Origin of the sequence: Bacteroides caccae (assembly GCF_002222615.2) — a bacterium.
In the GTDB taxonomy this organism is placed as follows: domain Bacteria; phylum Bacteroidota; class Bacteroidia; order Bacteroidales; family Bacteroidaceae; genus Bacteroides; species Bacteroides caccae.
This window is the reverse complement of the sequence record NZ_CP022412.2, coordinates 2,239,487-2,253,586: the sequence shown is the minus strand read 5'-3', so window position 1 is coordinate 2,253,586 and position 14,100 is coordinate 2,239,487. Positions and strand designations below refer to the sequence as shown.

General features: G+C 47.1%; 14 protein-coding genes. 10 read left to right on the top strand and 4 right to left on the bottom strand.

Annotated elements, in window-relative coordinates:
- Positions 1–71 precede the first annotated feature (71 nt).
- Both CGC64_RS08715 and CGC64_RS08710 read left to right on the top strand, forming a co-directional pair.
- Positions 72–1,844, top strand: coding sequence for an RluA family pseudouridine synthase (locus tag CGC64_RS08715; RefSeq protein WP_005677505.1), 1,773 nt, complete (start codon positions 72–74; stop codon positions 1,842–1,844).
- Positions 1,845–1,926: 82 nt separating this feature from the next.
- Positions 1,927–2,919 (top strand): fimbrillin family protein, encoded by a 993-nt coding sequence (locus CGC64_RS08710; RefSeq protein ID WP_005677504.1) that lies wholly within the window; start codon positions 1,927–1,929, stop codon positions 2,917–2,919.
- 28 nt (positions 2,920–2,947) lie between these two features.
- On the opposite strand, the gene CGC64_RS08705 is transcribed toward CGC64_RS08710, so the two are convergent.
- Positions 2,948–4,321: an MATE family efflux transporter gene (locus tag CGC64_RS08705; RefSeq protein WP_005680297.1), complete on the bottom strand. Its 1,374-nt coding sequence runs from the start codon at positions 4,319–4,321 to the stop codon at positions 2,948–2,950.
- Between the two features lie 122 nt (positions 4,322–4,443).
- Positions 4,444–4,650, bottom strand: coding sequence for a hypothetical protein (locus CGC64_RS08700; protein ID WP_005679731.1), 207 nt, complete (start codon positions 4,648–4,650; stop codon positions 4,444–4,446).
- Between the two features lie 50 nt (positions 4,651–4,700).
- Between CGC64_RS08700 and CGC64_RS08695 the strand changes: the two genes are divergently transcribed.
- The 4 genes from CGC64_RS08695 (at position 4,701) to CGC64_RS08680 (ending at position 9,107) form a co-directional block, all read left to right on the top strand.
- Positions 4,701–5,000 carry a nitrous oxide-stimulated promoter family protein gene (locus CGC64_RS08695; protein ID WP_005679730.1) on the top strand — a complete coding sequence of 100 codons (300 nt, stop codon included), beginning with the start codon at positions 4,701–4,703 and terminating at the stop codon, positions 4,998–5,000.
- Positions 5,001–5,029: 29 nt separating this feature from the next.
- Positions 5,030–5,764, top strand: coding sequence for an SDR family NAD(P)-dependent oxidoreductase (locus tag CGC64_RS08690; protein ID WP_005679728.1), 735 nt, complete (start codon positions 5,030–5,032; stop codon positions 5,762–5,764).
- A 105-nt stretch (positions 5,765–5,869) separates the two neighbouring features.
- Entirely contained in the window at positions 5,870–6,139 is a 270-nt protein-coding gene (locus CGC64_RS08685) for a zinc ribbon domain-containing protein (protein ID WP_005679727.1), read from the top strand.
- A 214-nt stretch (positions 6,140–6,353) separates the two neighbouring features.
- Entirely contained in the window at positions 6,354–9,107 is a 2,754-nt protein-coding gene (locus CGC64_RS08680; RefSeq protein WP_005679723.1) for a PAS domain-containing hybrid sensor histidine kinase/response regulator, read from the top strand.
- Positions 9,108–9,169: 62 nt separating this feature from the next.
- Here CGC64_RS08680 and CGC64_RS08675 read toward each other — a convergent pair whose 3' ends face one another.
- Positions 9,170–9,439: a GNAT family N-acetyltransferase gene (locus CGC64_RS08675; RefSeq protein ID WP_022042459.1), complete on the bottom strand. Its 270-nt coding sequence runs from the start codon at positions 9,437–9,439 to the stop codon at positions 9,170–9,172.
- A gap of 69 nt (positions 9,440–9,508) precedes the next feature.
- Positions 9,509–10,822, bottom strand: a complete 1,314-nt coding sequence (locus CGC64_RS08670) for a TIGR01777 family oxidoreductase (protein WP_005679720.1) — start codon at positions 10,820–10,822, stop codon at positions 9,509–9,511.
- A 125-nt stretch (positions 10,823–10,947) separates the two neighbouring features.
- Here CGC64_RS08670 and CGC64_RS08665 point away from each other — a divergent pair, with 125 nt between their 5' ends.
- From CGC64_RS08665 to CGC64_RS08655, 4 genes are all read left to right on the top strand, one after another.
- Entirely contained in the window at positions 10,948–11,793 is an 846-nt protein-coding gene (locus CGC64_RS08665) for a DNA-formamidopyrimidine glycosylase family protein (protein WP_005679718.1), read from the top strand.
- 78 nt (positions 11,794–11,871) lie between these two features.
- Entirely contained in the window at positions 11,872–12,852 is a 981-nt protein-coding gene (locus CGC64_RS08660) for a lytic transglycosylase domain-containing protein (RefSeq protein WP_005679717.1), read from the top strand.
- 21 nt (positions 12,853–12,873) lie between these two features.
- A complete protein-coding gene (locus tag CGC64_RS18945) occupies positions 12,874–13,017 on the top strand; it encodes a hypothetical protein (RefSeq protein WP_005679716.1) in 144 nt (47 codons plus the stop codon).
- A gap of 163 nt (positions 13,018–13,180) precedes the next feature.
- The gene (locus tag CGC64_RS08655) at positions 13,181–14,074 is read left to right on the top strand and encodes an ion transporter (RefSeq protein WP_005679715.1); all 894 of its coding nucleotides are present in this window, start codon (positions 13,181–13,183) and stop codon (positions 14,072–14,074) included.
- Positions 14,075–14,100 lie beyond the last annotated feature (26 nt).

Genomic DNA, 14,100 nt, shown 5'->3' with positions numbered 1-14,100 from the left:
GAACAAATATAGAACAAAATTCGCGGATTTACTTTACTTTTGCACCGATAATCACATTCATATATAAACCGATGATACATTTTTTCAAGAAGAGCGTTTCTCATATTGCGCTACCGGAGAAATTCACTTATCCTTTCCACTATACGCCGCATCCGTTGTGCGTATTAGCGGCGGAAGAAGTGAAAGAGTATATTTCAAGCCGGAAGGAATGGCAGGAAGAATTGACGCTTGGAAAGATGTTCGGGGTATTGATTGTACAAGAGACAGGAAAAAGGACAAGAAAAGGGAAGGAAAAAGAAACGGGAGAAAGTACCGATAAAGACGAAGAAGGCGGAATCGGTTACCTGGCAGCCTTTTCCGGCAATCTGGCAGGGAAGAATCTGCATACTTATTTTGTTCCTCCTGTTTATGACTTGCTCCAACCACAAGGATTCTTCAAAATAGAGGAAGAACAGATCTCCGCTATCAATATCCGCATCAATGAATTAGAAAACAGCCGTCCCTATCTGGATGCAAAAGAAAGGTGGAAGAAAGAAACGGAACAGGCCAAAGCGGAGTTGAGTCAAGCCAAAGCAGAGTTAAAAGCCGCAAAGGAAGCCAGAGAAATCCGCCGTCAGTCCTCGCCCGGACTTTCCGAAGAAGAACAAGCCGTCTTGATTCGGGAAAGTCAATATCAAAAAGCTGAATACAAACGGAAAGAGAAGGAATGGAAAAAACGGTTGGAAGAACTTGAAACCGAAGTTAACCGTTTCAAGACGGACATAGAAAGCCTGAAAACAGAACGGAAAGAACGTTCGGCGGCTTTGCAACAAAAGTTATTCGGGCAGTTCCGGATGTTGAACGCGAAAGGAGAAGTGAAAGACTTATGTACTATTTTTGAGCAGACTGTTCAGAAAGTACCTCCCGGCGGTGCGGGTGAATGTGCATTACCCAAGCTACTGCAATATGCTTATCTTCATCAACTAAAGCCATTGGCAATGGCTGAATTTTGGTGGGGGGACTCTCCCAAAAACGAAATCCGGCGTCATGGATATTACTATCCTTCCTGTAAAGGGAAGTGCGAGCCGATTCTACAACATATGTTACAGGGACTGGAGGTAGACGAAAATCCGCTATTAAGCAATACGCATAAAGACACGGAACTGGAAATCGTGTTTGAGGATGAATGGCTGGTGGTAGTCAACAAACCGTCCGGAATGTTATCCGTGCCGGGAAAGGAGGAGGATATGGATTCCGTTTATCACCGCCTGAAAGAAAAGTATCCGGACGCAACCGGACCGATGATCGTACACCGACTCGATATGGCGACTTCGGGGTTACTGCTTGTTGCCAAGACAAAAGAAGTACATCAACATTTACAGGCGCAATTTGAGAACAGAAGTATAAAAAAACGATATATCGCCTTACTGGACGGGTGCATAACAGAAACCGAAGAAACAACAAATCAAACAACAGGAAACACAAGAAAAACAGAAAAGGTAAGAGCAACAGAAGTAATAAGTACAACCGGAAAGGTAGGAAGAATCGAACTCCCTCTCTGTCCGAACCCTCTCGACCGACCGTGCCAGAGCGTTGACGAAGAACATGGGAAGGAAGCTATCACAGAGTATCAGATCATCACAAACTCAGAGAAACATACCCGTATCGCTTTCTGCCCGTTGACCGGACGCACTCATCAACTACGTGTACACGCCGCCCACCCGAAAGGTCTGAATTGCCCCATTCTAGGCGACGAGCTCTACGGAAAGAAAGCAGACAGGCTATATCTTCATGCCGAATACATAGAATTCCGTCACCCCATTTACGGAGACATCATCTGCATACAGAAAGAGCCTGATTTTTAAGAAAAAGACTCTTATGCCATGAACCAAAACCTTTTTGAAATGTATATAGGTGTAACTATTAACTTTCAAAAAGAACCTGACTATGAGTATTAAATTTCGAATTACAAAGTACCTGGCTGTATCTGCATTAGCCATGCTGCTATTAGGAGCCTGCTCCAAAAACAACATTTATATCGACCTCGCCGATCCTAACGAAGAAAACGGTAATGGCCACCCGTCCGGCAATGACAGTGGCAACGACAACGGCAATCCTTCCAAAGAGGGTACTTTAGTTACTTTCAGCGCATCCGTAGAAGGAAGAAACATCACCCGCGCCATGTCGCCTATGGGCAAGGGATTACAAAGTTGGTTGTGTGCTTACCTGTCCAATACCTCGAACATAATCACCGGAGATCCTATTGCCGAAGGTACATACATCACCTCCTCTCCCGGCGTACTGGCAGGCAACAACGGATATAAAATGTATCTTAGCAACAACATCTATAATTTCTATGCCGTTTCCTGCAATTCCAAGAATCCCGCCCCGACCTTTACCAACGGGATATCCGCCCCTTTATCCAATGGAGTAGACTATCTCTGGTGGCACGCTACGCACCAAGACGTGACAAACTCCCAGATCAACATTCCGATCACATACCAGCACGCAGCTACGCAAATAGTAGTCGCCTTGTCGGGAGGTGCCAATATAACTCTCAACAAGATTATCTCCGCCTCTATCACTCCGCCGAAACCGGGCGCAGTCATGGATTTGTCTACCGGAATCATCACTTCGGAAACAACTTATGACAAGGCCGCTATCATGGGAATCAATGACTTTACCGTACAATATACCATGTTGCCTGTGAAAAGTTCCTTACCCATGACTTTAACACTGGAATTACTGGTCAACGGAGAAAGTTTCTCACGCACCTACACCACTCCGCTTACTCCCCCCAACAGTCTGCTAGCGGCAGGAAACTCATATCTTTTCCGGGCGATCATTGACGAAAACTCCTTAACATTCGCCAATGTAAGCGTAAAAGAATGGACTGAAGTAGACGAAAGCGGCAACCCGCTATATCCGATACAAGACTAACCTCTCCGGTTGCGCAAGCCGGCAATCCCTATGCCACCGCTTGCGTAACCGAAGCGTTTGTAAGCACCTGCTTCTTCAACCTCTTGTAGACATAGATAAAAGCAGGAACAAGGAACAAGTCCGCAGCTATCCAAGCCAACGGGTCGCCGTAGCAGACAGCCAGAAAACCGAAAGCAGGAACCGCATAAAGGCTGACGAGAATACGGGCAATCATCTCCGCCACTCCGGAAAACATAGCAAGATTCGTAAAACCCACTCCTTGAATGGTATAACGCAAGACGCACAACAATCCAAGCACAGGGAAGAACATACAGGAAATATGAAGGAAAAGTTCCGTATCCAGTAAAATCTCCGTTTCCGAGGGGTCTACAAAAATCAAGGCAAAGTATTTAGCTCCCGACATCAGGAGCACGAAAGTAAACGCCGCATAGATAATCATCATTAAGACGCTTGCCTTAATCCCCAGCCAGATACGTTCCGGTTTGCCCGCACCGTAATTCTGTCCGCTATAAGTAGCCATAGCGATTCCCAGACTCTCGAACGTACAGATAAAGAACATCTTGATACGCATCGCCGAAGTAAAGGCAGCCACACAAGCCGTACCCAACGCATTGTTTGCGCTCTGAAGCATGATACTACCGATAGCCGTAATGGAAAACTGCAATCCCATTGGCACACCGATATAAAGCAACGTCTTAGCCAGCTTCGACTGGAACCGCCGTTCCTTCGGAGTACTCTGCAAAATGTCAAACTTACGATACATATAAATATAACAGAGCACAGCCGAAAGTCCCTGTGAGATAACCGTAGCAATGGCAGCTCCCGCCACTCCCCAGCCGAGCACCAAAATACAAAACAAATCGAGCACAATGTTCAACACCGTAGAGAGGAGCAGAAACCAGAAAGGCGTCTTGCTGTCCCCCAACGCGCGGATAATGCTCGAAAGAAGATTATAGAAAAAAGTAAAAGGTACCCCGATAAACGTGACAAGCAGATAAGCATACGCCCCTTCGAATATATTCTCCGGTGTACGCATCATCTGAAGAATATCCGCACACAAGATACTGGTAACAATAGCGATAGTGACAGACATCACCACAGAGAGCTTCAGACTGACGGATATGTAACTGCGCATCGTGCTATAATCCCTCGCTCCAAACTTCTGTGCCACGGGAATACCGAACCCTCCGCAACATCCGTTGCAGAACCCCAAGATAAGGAATACCACCGATGTGCTGGCCCCTACCGAAGCCAACGCATTAATACCCAGAAACTTTCCAACGATTGCCGCATCGACAAGCGAGTACGTTTGTTGCAGCAGATTGCCAAGCAAAAGCGGCAGTGTAAACTTTAAAATCAACGGTAATGCCGGCCCTGCCGTCATCTCTTTAGAAGTTGCCATACGTCTATGTCCTAAAATTGCGCGCAAAGATACGGAAAATCCCATGAATAAAATCCGGATTCACCTTCCTCTTTTATTGACGTAAATCAAAAAACGAGGAAGCGCTTATCATAACGGAAAACCTACCGTTTCACCAGCCGCTTGGGCGACCCGTGCCACGAACATCCCAGACAGAACACCTCCGTCAGGTCGAAGCCTTCCATAGAATCCTCCGGGTATTTAGGCACGACTTCACCATTTTCGAGTACATATACCAACAGTCTTTCCCCTTGTTCATTCTTCACATACATAGCAGCAATTTTACATTGCGGACACAATAACTTTTTCATGCCGCAAAGATACACTATCTTTGTGAACCCGATCTACAAAACCGGATAAAATGAAGAAAAACCGTATTGCACTCGAAAAGGAAACAGTAGAGCTGATGATACGCCTCTACTGTCGGAAAAAAGAAAAGAATACCGTTCTTTGCCCCGACTGCGAAGAACTGCTGCGCTATGCACACGCCCGTCTCGACCGTTGCCCGTTCGGTGAGAAAAAGAGTTCGTGCAAGAAATGTACCGTACACTGCTACAAACCTGTCATGCGTGAACGGATGCGGCAAACCATGCGCTTCGCCGGACCGAGAATGATATTCTACTCCCCTTGGGCCGCCATACGTCATTTACTAAACCTATAAATACATCACCCATTCAGCCATATACCATTATGAAAAGAGCCATAATCATAGGAGCCACCTCCGGCATCGGACAAGAAGTAGCCAAAAATCTTTTGAGAGAAGGCTGGCAAATCGGAATAGCCGGCAGGCGTCAACCGGCACTCGAAGACTTCCAACGCATTGCACCGGAACAAATAAAGATCCAGTCACTGGACGTCACCCAGGCAGACGCTGCGGAAAAACTGAACACCCTTATCCGCAAACTAGGCGGCATGGACCTCTTCCTTCTCAGCTCCGGCATCGGTTTCCAGAACCCGGAACTGGATATCGACATAGAACTGAACACCGCACGTACCAACGTCGAAGGATTTACCCGCATGGTGGACACTGCCTTCGATTACTTCAAGCAGCATGGCGGCGGACACCTTGCCGTTATCAGTTCTATCGCAGGAACCAAAGGTTTGGGTATAGCTCCCGCCTACTCCGCCACGAAACGTTTCCAGAATACCTATATCGATGCTCTCGAACAACTCTCCCACCTGCAAAAACTAAATATCTGCTTCACCGATATCCGTCCCGGATTTGTTGCCACCGCCCTACTAGGTGACGGTAAACACTACCCGATGCTAATGAAAGCAGACAAAGTGGGGCAAGCCATTACCCGCGCCCTGAACCGCAAACGCCGGACGGTAATCATCGACGGACGTTACCGCGTGCTCGTTTTCTTCTGGCGACTGATCCCCCGCCGGTTATGGAAACGCCTGCCCGTAAAAAACAAAAGCTAAAAAGAGCAAGATAGGATAACACTATTTTCGGGAAAAAACTCTATATTTGTCCACAGAGACAAGAGATCTGTCTATCATTCCCTTAACCAACTAAAGAACTAAAAAATGGAACAGAAAATTTGCCAGTGTTGTGCCATGCCGATCGACGAATCTACATTCGGAACAGAAGCGGACGGTAGCAAAAACCAAGATTACTGCCTGTATTGCTACAAGAACGGGCATTTCACCAAAGACTGTACAATGGACGAAATGATCGAGCTTAACCTAAAGTATCTCGACGAGTTCAACAAAGATTCGGAAGTAAAGTACACGATCGATGAAGCACGCGCCACCATGAAAGAATTCTTTCCGCAATTGAAAAGGTGGAAGAAATAAGTAAAAACGAAAGCACACCGTTTCCAACAATCCGTTATCCACAATTAAACAACAAGAATTATTCAGATTTTCTTTTTTATCATACATTATTTCTTCTTATCGTTTTTTTATTATACATTTGTAAACGTATATTCTGTCATTAGGATTGTAAAACAATACAGCAAATCATAAAAATAACAGTTCAGTCCTGATTACGGATAAAAATAGGAAACAAATGAAACAAAGCAATTCACTTTCTTCTAAGGATGAGAATATGTCTTCAGAAAATGGAGCGGCCGGATTGACACAAGACCAACTGCTGTTTACAGAAAACATCTACGCCAGTCTGCCAATAAGTATCGAAGTTTATGATGCTAATGGTATCCTACGTAAAATCAACGATAAGGCATTGAAAATGTATGGAGTCAGTGACCGTACAACAGTCATAGGTAAAGTCAATCTTTTTAACAGTCCTTATATGGACAAGGAATTAAAATCCAAGATACAGAGAGGTGAGGATGTCACTTTAGAATTTGAGTATGACTTCGACCGTATCAACAGCGATGCCTATTTCTGCAGCCAAAATAAAAACTCTATAATTTATGAAGCCCAAGTAGTTCCGGTATTAGACGATAAAGGTACTATCATCGGCCATATATTGCTTTCTAATGACGTGACCAGTGCCAAGGAAATAGAATTTCGCACGGAAGAAAGCAAGAAGAATCTGGAAATGGCTATGGAAGCTGCCAACATGGCTTCATGGGTATATAATGTGCATAAAAAGACATTCAGCACATTGCACGGAAACGCGCTAGCAAAAGAAGAAATGTCTTTGGAGCAGATGCAAAGTATCCTGCATCCGCAAGACCGTATACAGTTAATGCAACTGTTCGCTCAACTGATAAACAAGGAAACGCAACAGGTGCACACCACCCTGCGTTTTTATAACAAGGAAGAAAGGCAATACCGCCACTACGAAAGCCGGATGCGCTTATCTTCCGAACACCGTGGAAAGTTATTGATTGTCGGTACACAACTGGATGTAACGGATAAAGTGCAAATGTTGAAAAAGACACAAGACCTGACAACAAAGCGCGAGCTGGCCATGCAGGTGAGCAATATCGTACATTGGGACTTCGACGTATCCACACAGAAGTTCGAATCCTACAATGATCCGATCAACGACTACGCCCCCAACAGGCTTGTTACTCTCAAAGAATTTGAAAGTGTCGTACACCCTGACGACCGCTCTACCTATTTCGATGCCATCCAATCTATGTTGTCGGGCGAAAACGAAACCGTCAACTTCACTTGCCGCATGCAAACAAAATACGATGAAACCTGGCAATATTGCAATGTCATCGGCGTTCCTTTCGAACAGGACGAGAATGGAAACACCATACGCTTCACCGGCTTCCGACAGAATATCTCCAAGCTCCACCGCCTGAACGAGGAGCTTAAAGAGAGAAATTATAAAATGGAGCTTACGTTCAAGACCGTCGGTATGTCTTACTGGGATTTCGATGTGACAGGCCGGAAGTTCACCGCATTCAATGATCCCGTCAACGACTATCACCCTGAAACTCCGATTGATGTCGACCAATATTTGAGCGCTGCCCACCCGGACGACCGGGAACTTGTACGCAAATATTTCGAGGGAATGATAGAAGGAAAAGAGCAAGAATTCAATTTCCAGTACCGTTCCAAAACGAAATGGAATAAGGAATGGCAGACCTTAATCATCACCGGCATTCAAGTGGAAAGAGACAAAAGAGGAAAAATAATCCGTTACACAGGCATCGGCTTCAACAATACGAAGTGGGAGAAAATGGCACAAGAGCTAAAGATATTGAAAGACAAAGCCGAACTTTCCGACCGCCTCAAATCAGCCTTCCTGGCCAATATGAGCCATGAGATACGTACCCCGTTGAATGCCATTGTCGGTTTTTCCGGCCTCATGGTAAATTGTGACGACCCCGAAGAAAAGGCGGAATACATGGAGATTATCGAATCGAACAACGACCTGCTGTTACGGTTGATTAATGATATTCTCGACCTTTCCAAAATCGAGTCGGGCATCCTCGAACGCAAGAGGGAAAAGTTCAATCTGGCAAAAGTATCCGGTGAGCTTTATACAATGATCCAACCGAAGATCACTAATCCGGAGGTAGAGTTCATCCTCGGCAATTCCGGTCCGGATTGCTGGATATTCCTGGACAGGAACCGCCTCAAACAGGTCTGGATGAATTTCCTCACCAATGCTGTGAAATGTACGCATAGCGGACATATCAAAATGGGATACAGTCTCGAAAACGGAGGAATCAAGGTCTATGTCGAAGATTCGGGTGTCGGCATTCCGTATGAGGTGCAGAACAGGGTGTTCGGACGATTCCAGAAACTCAATGAATTTGCACAGGGAACAGGACTCGGATTAGCCATTTCGCGGGCAATTATCGAAGGCGCAGGAGGAGAAATAGGATTTACTTCCACGCCCGGTGTCGGTTCCACTTTCTGGGCATGGATTCCATGTGATGTAAGTATGCAGGAAAACATCGTTCCGAAAGCAACGCCACAACCAGCACAGGCACAAGAGACAGTTTCTTTGAACCACTCCATATCTTTAAAAGGTATAAACGGAAAAGACCTGCAAATACTGATTGCCGAAGATAACGACAGCAATTACTCGTTAGTGAAACATATCCTCAAGGAATACCAGATCACCCGTGTAGTGAACGGAGTGGAAGCGGTGGAAAAAGTACGCGATGAAGAGTTCGACATCGTCCTTATGGATATGAAAATGCCGATTATGGGAGGTTTGGAAGCAACACGGAAAATCAGGGAGCTGAATCCTATCATCCCCATTATCGCACTTACCGCCAATGCCTTCGACGCTGACAGGGTAAGCGCCATGGAAGCAGGTTGCAATGCATTTCTGACAAAGCCTTTGAAAAAAGAAGAACTACTTGAACTGTTCTCATTCAAGTTGTAACAACATCACAACCAGTTCTCTATATAGTTGCCACTCGGAACGCACATCATATTCATATCCTTTTATCCTTTATCCAGTTCCGGGTGGCGCTCCAACCACCTTACCGCATACGAGCAGGTAGCTTTCGGCTTCATACCGTTGGCCAGTGCATAGTCATAGGCAGCTTTCACCAATGTGGCGGCTATTCCGCGCCCCTCTATGGGACGGGGTACAATCGTGTGGATAATATCGAGCGAATCACCTAAAAGGCGATATTGTACAAAGGCGGTGCGGCCGTCCACTTCTGTCTTGAACAAATTCTGTTCGGGCTGATGAATAATTTCGTACTCCATAATCTTGTTTTTGTAATCCATAATCCTGTTTTCCGGTTGCACGGCGTGTCGCAGTCAGGCTGGTAGCCTTTAGAATTGCTCAATCCATTGCAACCGGTTGGTATCGTATCCGCGGCGTTCGGCGGCGGTGACGAGTTTTTTCTTTATATCCTCCGGCAGTTGCGGAGTCCGGCTCAGTATCCAGAGATATTTGTCGGTGCTACTGCCTACGAGGGCGTAGTTGTAATTCTCCTCATCCAGTTCGAGCACGTAATAGTCCGAGTAGAAGTTGAGGAAGAAAGAGACTTTCAGTTTGCCCGGCTGCGCGGGGTCGGGAATCTTGGCGTGCCCGTTGGCGGTCTTGCAAATATCATAAGGGGAATTACGTTTGCATCCCCGGTTCTCTACACGAATCAGGCCGTCGGGACGGAGCGTGTAAGTGGCGGTCACATCGACAAGTCCATGCTCGAAACGGTTTTCGTAACGGGCAATCTCGTACCAAAGTCCCATGTATCGCTTCAGGTCAAGTGTCTTGACGGTGGTATGGTCGGTTCCTTTGAAAAGACGTTCCACGTTGGGGACGGAAAAGCGGAAACCGGCTTCCAGCAGACGTGTGGGACGGACTTTCTGACCGGCTGTGAGAAACGAAGCCGCCTCGCCATAGAAGATACGGAAAGCACGTTGCGGAGCAACAATCGTCGTCCATGCCTGATAGGCTTTACCCATTTCGTGAGTAAAATCGTAATGCGAGATCTGTTGCGGGGCAACCAGATTGAACACACCTTGCGTCTCCTCATGCCCGATAAAAAACTCCATGGCACGGCAAAGATCGTGCAGTGCTATCCACGGGAAGGACTGGGTGCCGGGACCGATAGCGGTAGCCACCTTCGTAGCCTGCAACGGGCGTAACATCTGCTGCATCGCTCCCCCGTCGGGAGAGAGCACGACACCAAAGCGGGTAATGACGAGCCGTGTAGGTTCGGGACAGCGTTTCGCCTCTTTCTCCCACGCATAGCAAAGGTCAGACAGGAAGCCTTCCCCACGGGTACGGGTGTATTCGTCCGCCTCCACTTCGGGAGGGTAATAACCTACGGCGGAAGCCGAAATCATCAGCTTCGGTTTCGTCTTGACGGCATTCAGCGCACGGACGATGCGGTGGGTGACGACGATACGGCTATTGAAAAGCTCCTGTTTATATTCCGGTGTCCAACGCTTGTTGATAGGTGCGCCTGCCAGATTAATGACTACATCGCAATGCGCCAGCGTTTGAATCAACAGTCCGGACATACCTTCGCGAAACATCGACCTTCCCAGAGGAATCACCCGATGTCCGCCCTTTTCAGTCAGATAGCTGGAAAGATGTTTACCTATATATCCGGTAGCTCCGGTCATTGCTATATTCATCTTGATTCTATTGTATGTTTTTAACTCTACTAGAAAAACGTATAAAATGCAGGAAAAGTTCTTTGAAAAAAACAAAATGAAGTTATCTTTGCAAGGAAGACGTAAACATTGAAAGGAAAAACGAGATGATAGAAGCCCCCGAAGCCCGCATTCTCTGCCGGCAACTGAACGAAACGGTTAGAGGAAAAAAGATAACGGACGTGTACACGCAGTTCAGTCCTCACAAGTTTGCCTGGTTCACAGGCAGTTCCGAGGAGTATGCTGAACAGCTGTCCGGCAAGACGATAGACCACGCACAGTCACAGGGCGGCATGGTGGAGATCACCATAGGAGACAAGGTTCTCATCTTGACGGACGGCGTGAACCTGCGCTATCTGGCTCCGGGTTCCAAGTTACCCGCCAAACATCAACTGCTCATCGCCTTCGAGGACGAAAGTTGCCTCGTTGCCTCCGTGAGAATGTACGGCGGACTGATGTGTTATGACAAGGACGCTGCCGACGGAGTGCTCTCCAATTATTACCTGACAGCGAGAAGCAAGCCACAGGTCATGTCCGACGGTTTCAGCCCGGAATATTTCCTCGGACTTATCAATGCCGACAGCGCACAGAAGAAATCCGCCAAAGCTTTCCTTGCCACCGAACAGACGATTCCCGGACTCGGCAACGGTGTTTTGCAGGATATCCTTTACCATACACATATCCACCCGAAGAAAAAAATAAGCGGACTGACAGACAAAGAGCGCGAAAATTTGTTCTATCAGATAAAAGAGACGATGAATGACATCTACCACCTAGGCGGGCGAAGCACGGAAAGCGACTTGTTCGGAGCGAACGGCAAATACGTTGCCTGTCTCTCAAAAGATACCGCAGGCATGGCTTGCCCCCGTTGCGGAGAAACCATTGTGAAAGAGAATTATCTGGGCGGCAGCATCTACTATTGCAGAGGCTGCCAACCACTGCCGCCGGCGTAGCGCCGGAATAAGGTTTCCTCCTTGCGGCGTGATCGCGTCAGGCTCAAGGTTTACTTATTAATTAAATGATGAATTGAAATGAAGAAACAGATTAAAATCAATTATATCCTTACACTTATCTTAGTGTTTTGTATTGGTGCCACCATTCCTACATTGATAGGCAGCAGCCAAGTCAACGAACAACATTCCGCCAAGTCGGAAGTGCCCTATTGCGTCACTTCGCCCACCGTACCCGCCCAGGTTACCTTTGACGGTGAAACGATTGACCTCCGCCGCTACGACCGCCGCGAACGAATGGACCGCGAGATATTGGCTTTCACTTATATGCACTCCACCACCATGCTTCTGATTAAGCGTGCCAACCGATACTTCCCTATCATCGAACCGATACTGAAAGCAAACGGTATCCCCGATGATTTCAAATATCTAATGGTGATCGAAAGTAACCTGAACAGTATCGCCCGCTCTCCGGCAGGTGCAGCCGGACTATGGCAGTTTATGCCCACCACGGGACGCGAGTTCGGACTGGAAGTGAACGAGAATGTGGACGAACGCTATCATATCGAGAAAGCTACCGTAGCTGCCTGCAAATATTTCAAACAGGCATATGCCAAATATGGCGACTGGATAGCAGTCTCCGCCGCTTACAACGCAGGACAGGCGCGCATCTCCTCCCAACTCGAAAAACAGTTGGCAAACCATGCCATGGACTTGTGGCTGGTAGAAGAAACTTCCCGCTACATGTTCCGGTTGCTGGCAGCTAAAGAGATTTTCAGCAATCCCCAACGTTACGGGTTCTTGCTGAAAAGAGAACATCTCTACCCGCCTATTCCTTATAAAGAGGTGACCGTATCTACACCTATCAACGACTTGAGCGAGTATGCCAAAAAACAAGGTATCACCTACGCGCAACTCCGGGATGCGAATCCCTGGCTGCGCGAAACGTCTCTAAAGAACAGAAGCGGAAAGAGCTATGTCCTCCATATCCCCACACAAGAGGGAATGCATTATGATCCCAAAAAGACTGTTGCTTACAATAAGCATTGGGTGATTGATTAATGATATAAATTAATATACGGAATGATAAAGAAACTAATTAAGGATATTATAAAAGGAGAAGGGGACTTCAACAAAGGAGAGGACATCTCCCCAAAAAGCGAAGGCATCCCCCAAAAGGCGAGAGTATCTCCAATTCCCCTCCTTCGGGGAAGGAGGGGTGGCTGAAAGCCGGGGTGGTAGGTGGATACACAATGCTGATAATAACTGACTTGCGCATTCACCTACCACCTCCCCCTACGGGGACTCCTCCTTCCCGAAGGAGGAGAATCAGGATAGCACCGACTTCTAGAAGTGAGTTCCTTAATTTATTATTTACCATTATACATATATGAAACTGAAAGAAAGAATCCGCGATTTCCTGCATGACGAGAAGTTGAAACGAAAACTATACGTCATCATCTTCGAATCGGACACCCCTGCGGGGAAGTTGTTCGACGTGGTTCTTATCGGTTGTATCCTGGTCAGTGTATTGCTCGTTATCATCGAAAGCCTGAAAAGCATCCCCTCCTACCTGACGACTCCGTTCGTCATTATGGAATATCTTTTCACCGCTTTCTTCACTTTCGAATACCTGACACGCATTTACTGTTCGCCCCGCCCACGGAAATACATATTCAGTTTCTTCGGCATTGTAGACCTGCTGGCTACCCTCCCGCTCTATATCGGCCTGCTTTTCCCCGGCGCACGTTACCTGCTCATCATCCGCGCTTTCCGTCTAATACGCGTATTCCGCGTATTCAAGCTGTTCAACTTCCTGAACGAAGGCGAACGGCTACTCACCGCCCTGCGCGAAAGCAGCAAGAAGATAGCCGTCTTTTTCCTGTTCGTCGTCATTCTGGTGACTTCGATCGGAACGTTGATGTACATGATAGAGGGCACGCAGCCCGATTCCCAGTTCAACAACATCCCGAACAGTATCTACTGGGCAATCGTCACCATGACCACCGTAGGCTATGGCGACATCACCCCGGTCACCGGATTCGGAAAGTTCCTTTCCGCCTGCGTGATGCTTATCGGCTATACGATCATCGCCGTACCGACAGGAATCGTTTCGGCCTCCATGATGAAAGACTATAAACGCAGAAGGGACAAGGAATGCCCCCACTGCCACCGCTCCGGACACGAGGACAATGCCGGGTTTTGCAAATACTGCGGCAGCAGTCTGAATCCGAAAGACGAAATGCAAGTAAAACCCGAAGACGAAGCCAAAGACAACACATAGCTCAAAACAGAAATGAAAAACAATCT

Coding starts and splice junctions, on each gene's coding strand:
- CGC64_RS08715 (WP_005677505.1), top strand. CDS start 72: ATGATACATTTTTTCAAGAAGAGCGTTTCTCATATTGCGCTACCGGAG.
- CGC64_RS08710 (WP_005677504.1), top strand. CDS start 1,927: ATGAGTATTAAATTTCGAATTACAAAGTACCTGGCTGTATCTGCATTA.
- CGC64_RS08705 (WP_005680297.1), bottom strand. CDS start 4,321: ATGGCAACTTCTAAAGAGATGACGGCAGGGCCGGCATTACCGTTGATT.
- CGC64_RS08700 (WP_005679731.1), bottom strand. CDS start 4,650: ATGAAAAAGTTATTGTGTCCGCAATGTAAAATTGCTGCTATGTATGTG.
- CGC64_RS08695 (WP_005679730.1), top strand. CDS start 4,701: ATGAAGAAAAACCGTATTGCACTCGAAAAGGAAACAGTAGAGCTGATG.
- CGC64_RS08690 (WP_005679728.1), top strand. CDS start 5,030: ATGAAAAGAGCCATAATCATAGGAGCCACCTCCGGCATCGGACAAGAA.
- CGC64_RS08685 (WP_005679727.1), top strand. CDS start 5,870: ATGGAACAGAAAATTTGCCAGTGTTGTGCCATGCCGATCGACGAATCT.
- CGC64_RS08680 (WP_005679723.1), top strand. CDS start 6,354: ATGAAACAAAGCAATTCACTTTCTTCTAAGGATGAGAATATGTCTTCA.
- CGC64_RS08675 (WP_022042459.1), bottom strand. CDS start 9,439: ATGGAGTACGAAATTATTCATCAGCCCGAACAGAATTTGTTCAAGACA.
- CGC64_RS08670 (WP_005679720.1), bottom strand. CDS start 10,822: ATGAATATAGCAATGACCGGAGCTACCGGATATATAGGTAAACATCTT.
- CGC64_RS08665 (WP_005679718.1), top strand. CDS start 10,948: ATGATAGAAGCCCCCGAAGCCCGCATTCTCTGCCGGCAACTGAACGAA.
- CGC64_RS08660 (WP_005679717.1), top strand. CDS start 11,872: ATGAAGAAACAGATTAAAATCAATTATATCCTTACACTTATCTTAGTG.
- CGC64_RS18945 (WP_005679716.1), top strand. CDS start 12,874: ATGATAAAGAAACTAATTAAGGATATTATAAAAGGAGAAGGGGACTTC.
- CGC64_RS08655 (WP_005679715.1), top strand. CDS start 13,181: ATGAAACTGAAAGAAAGAATCCGCGATTTCCTGCATGACGAGAAGTTG.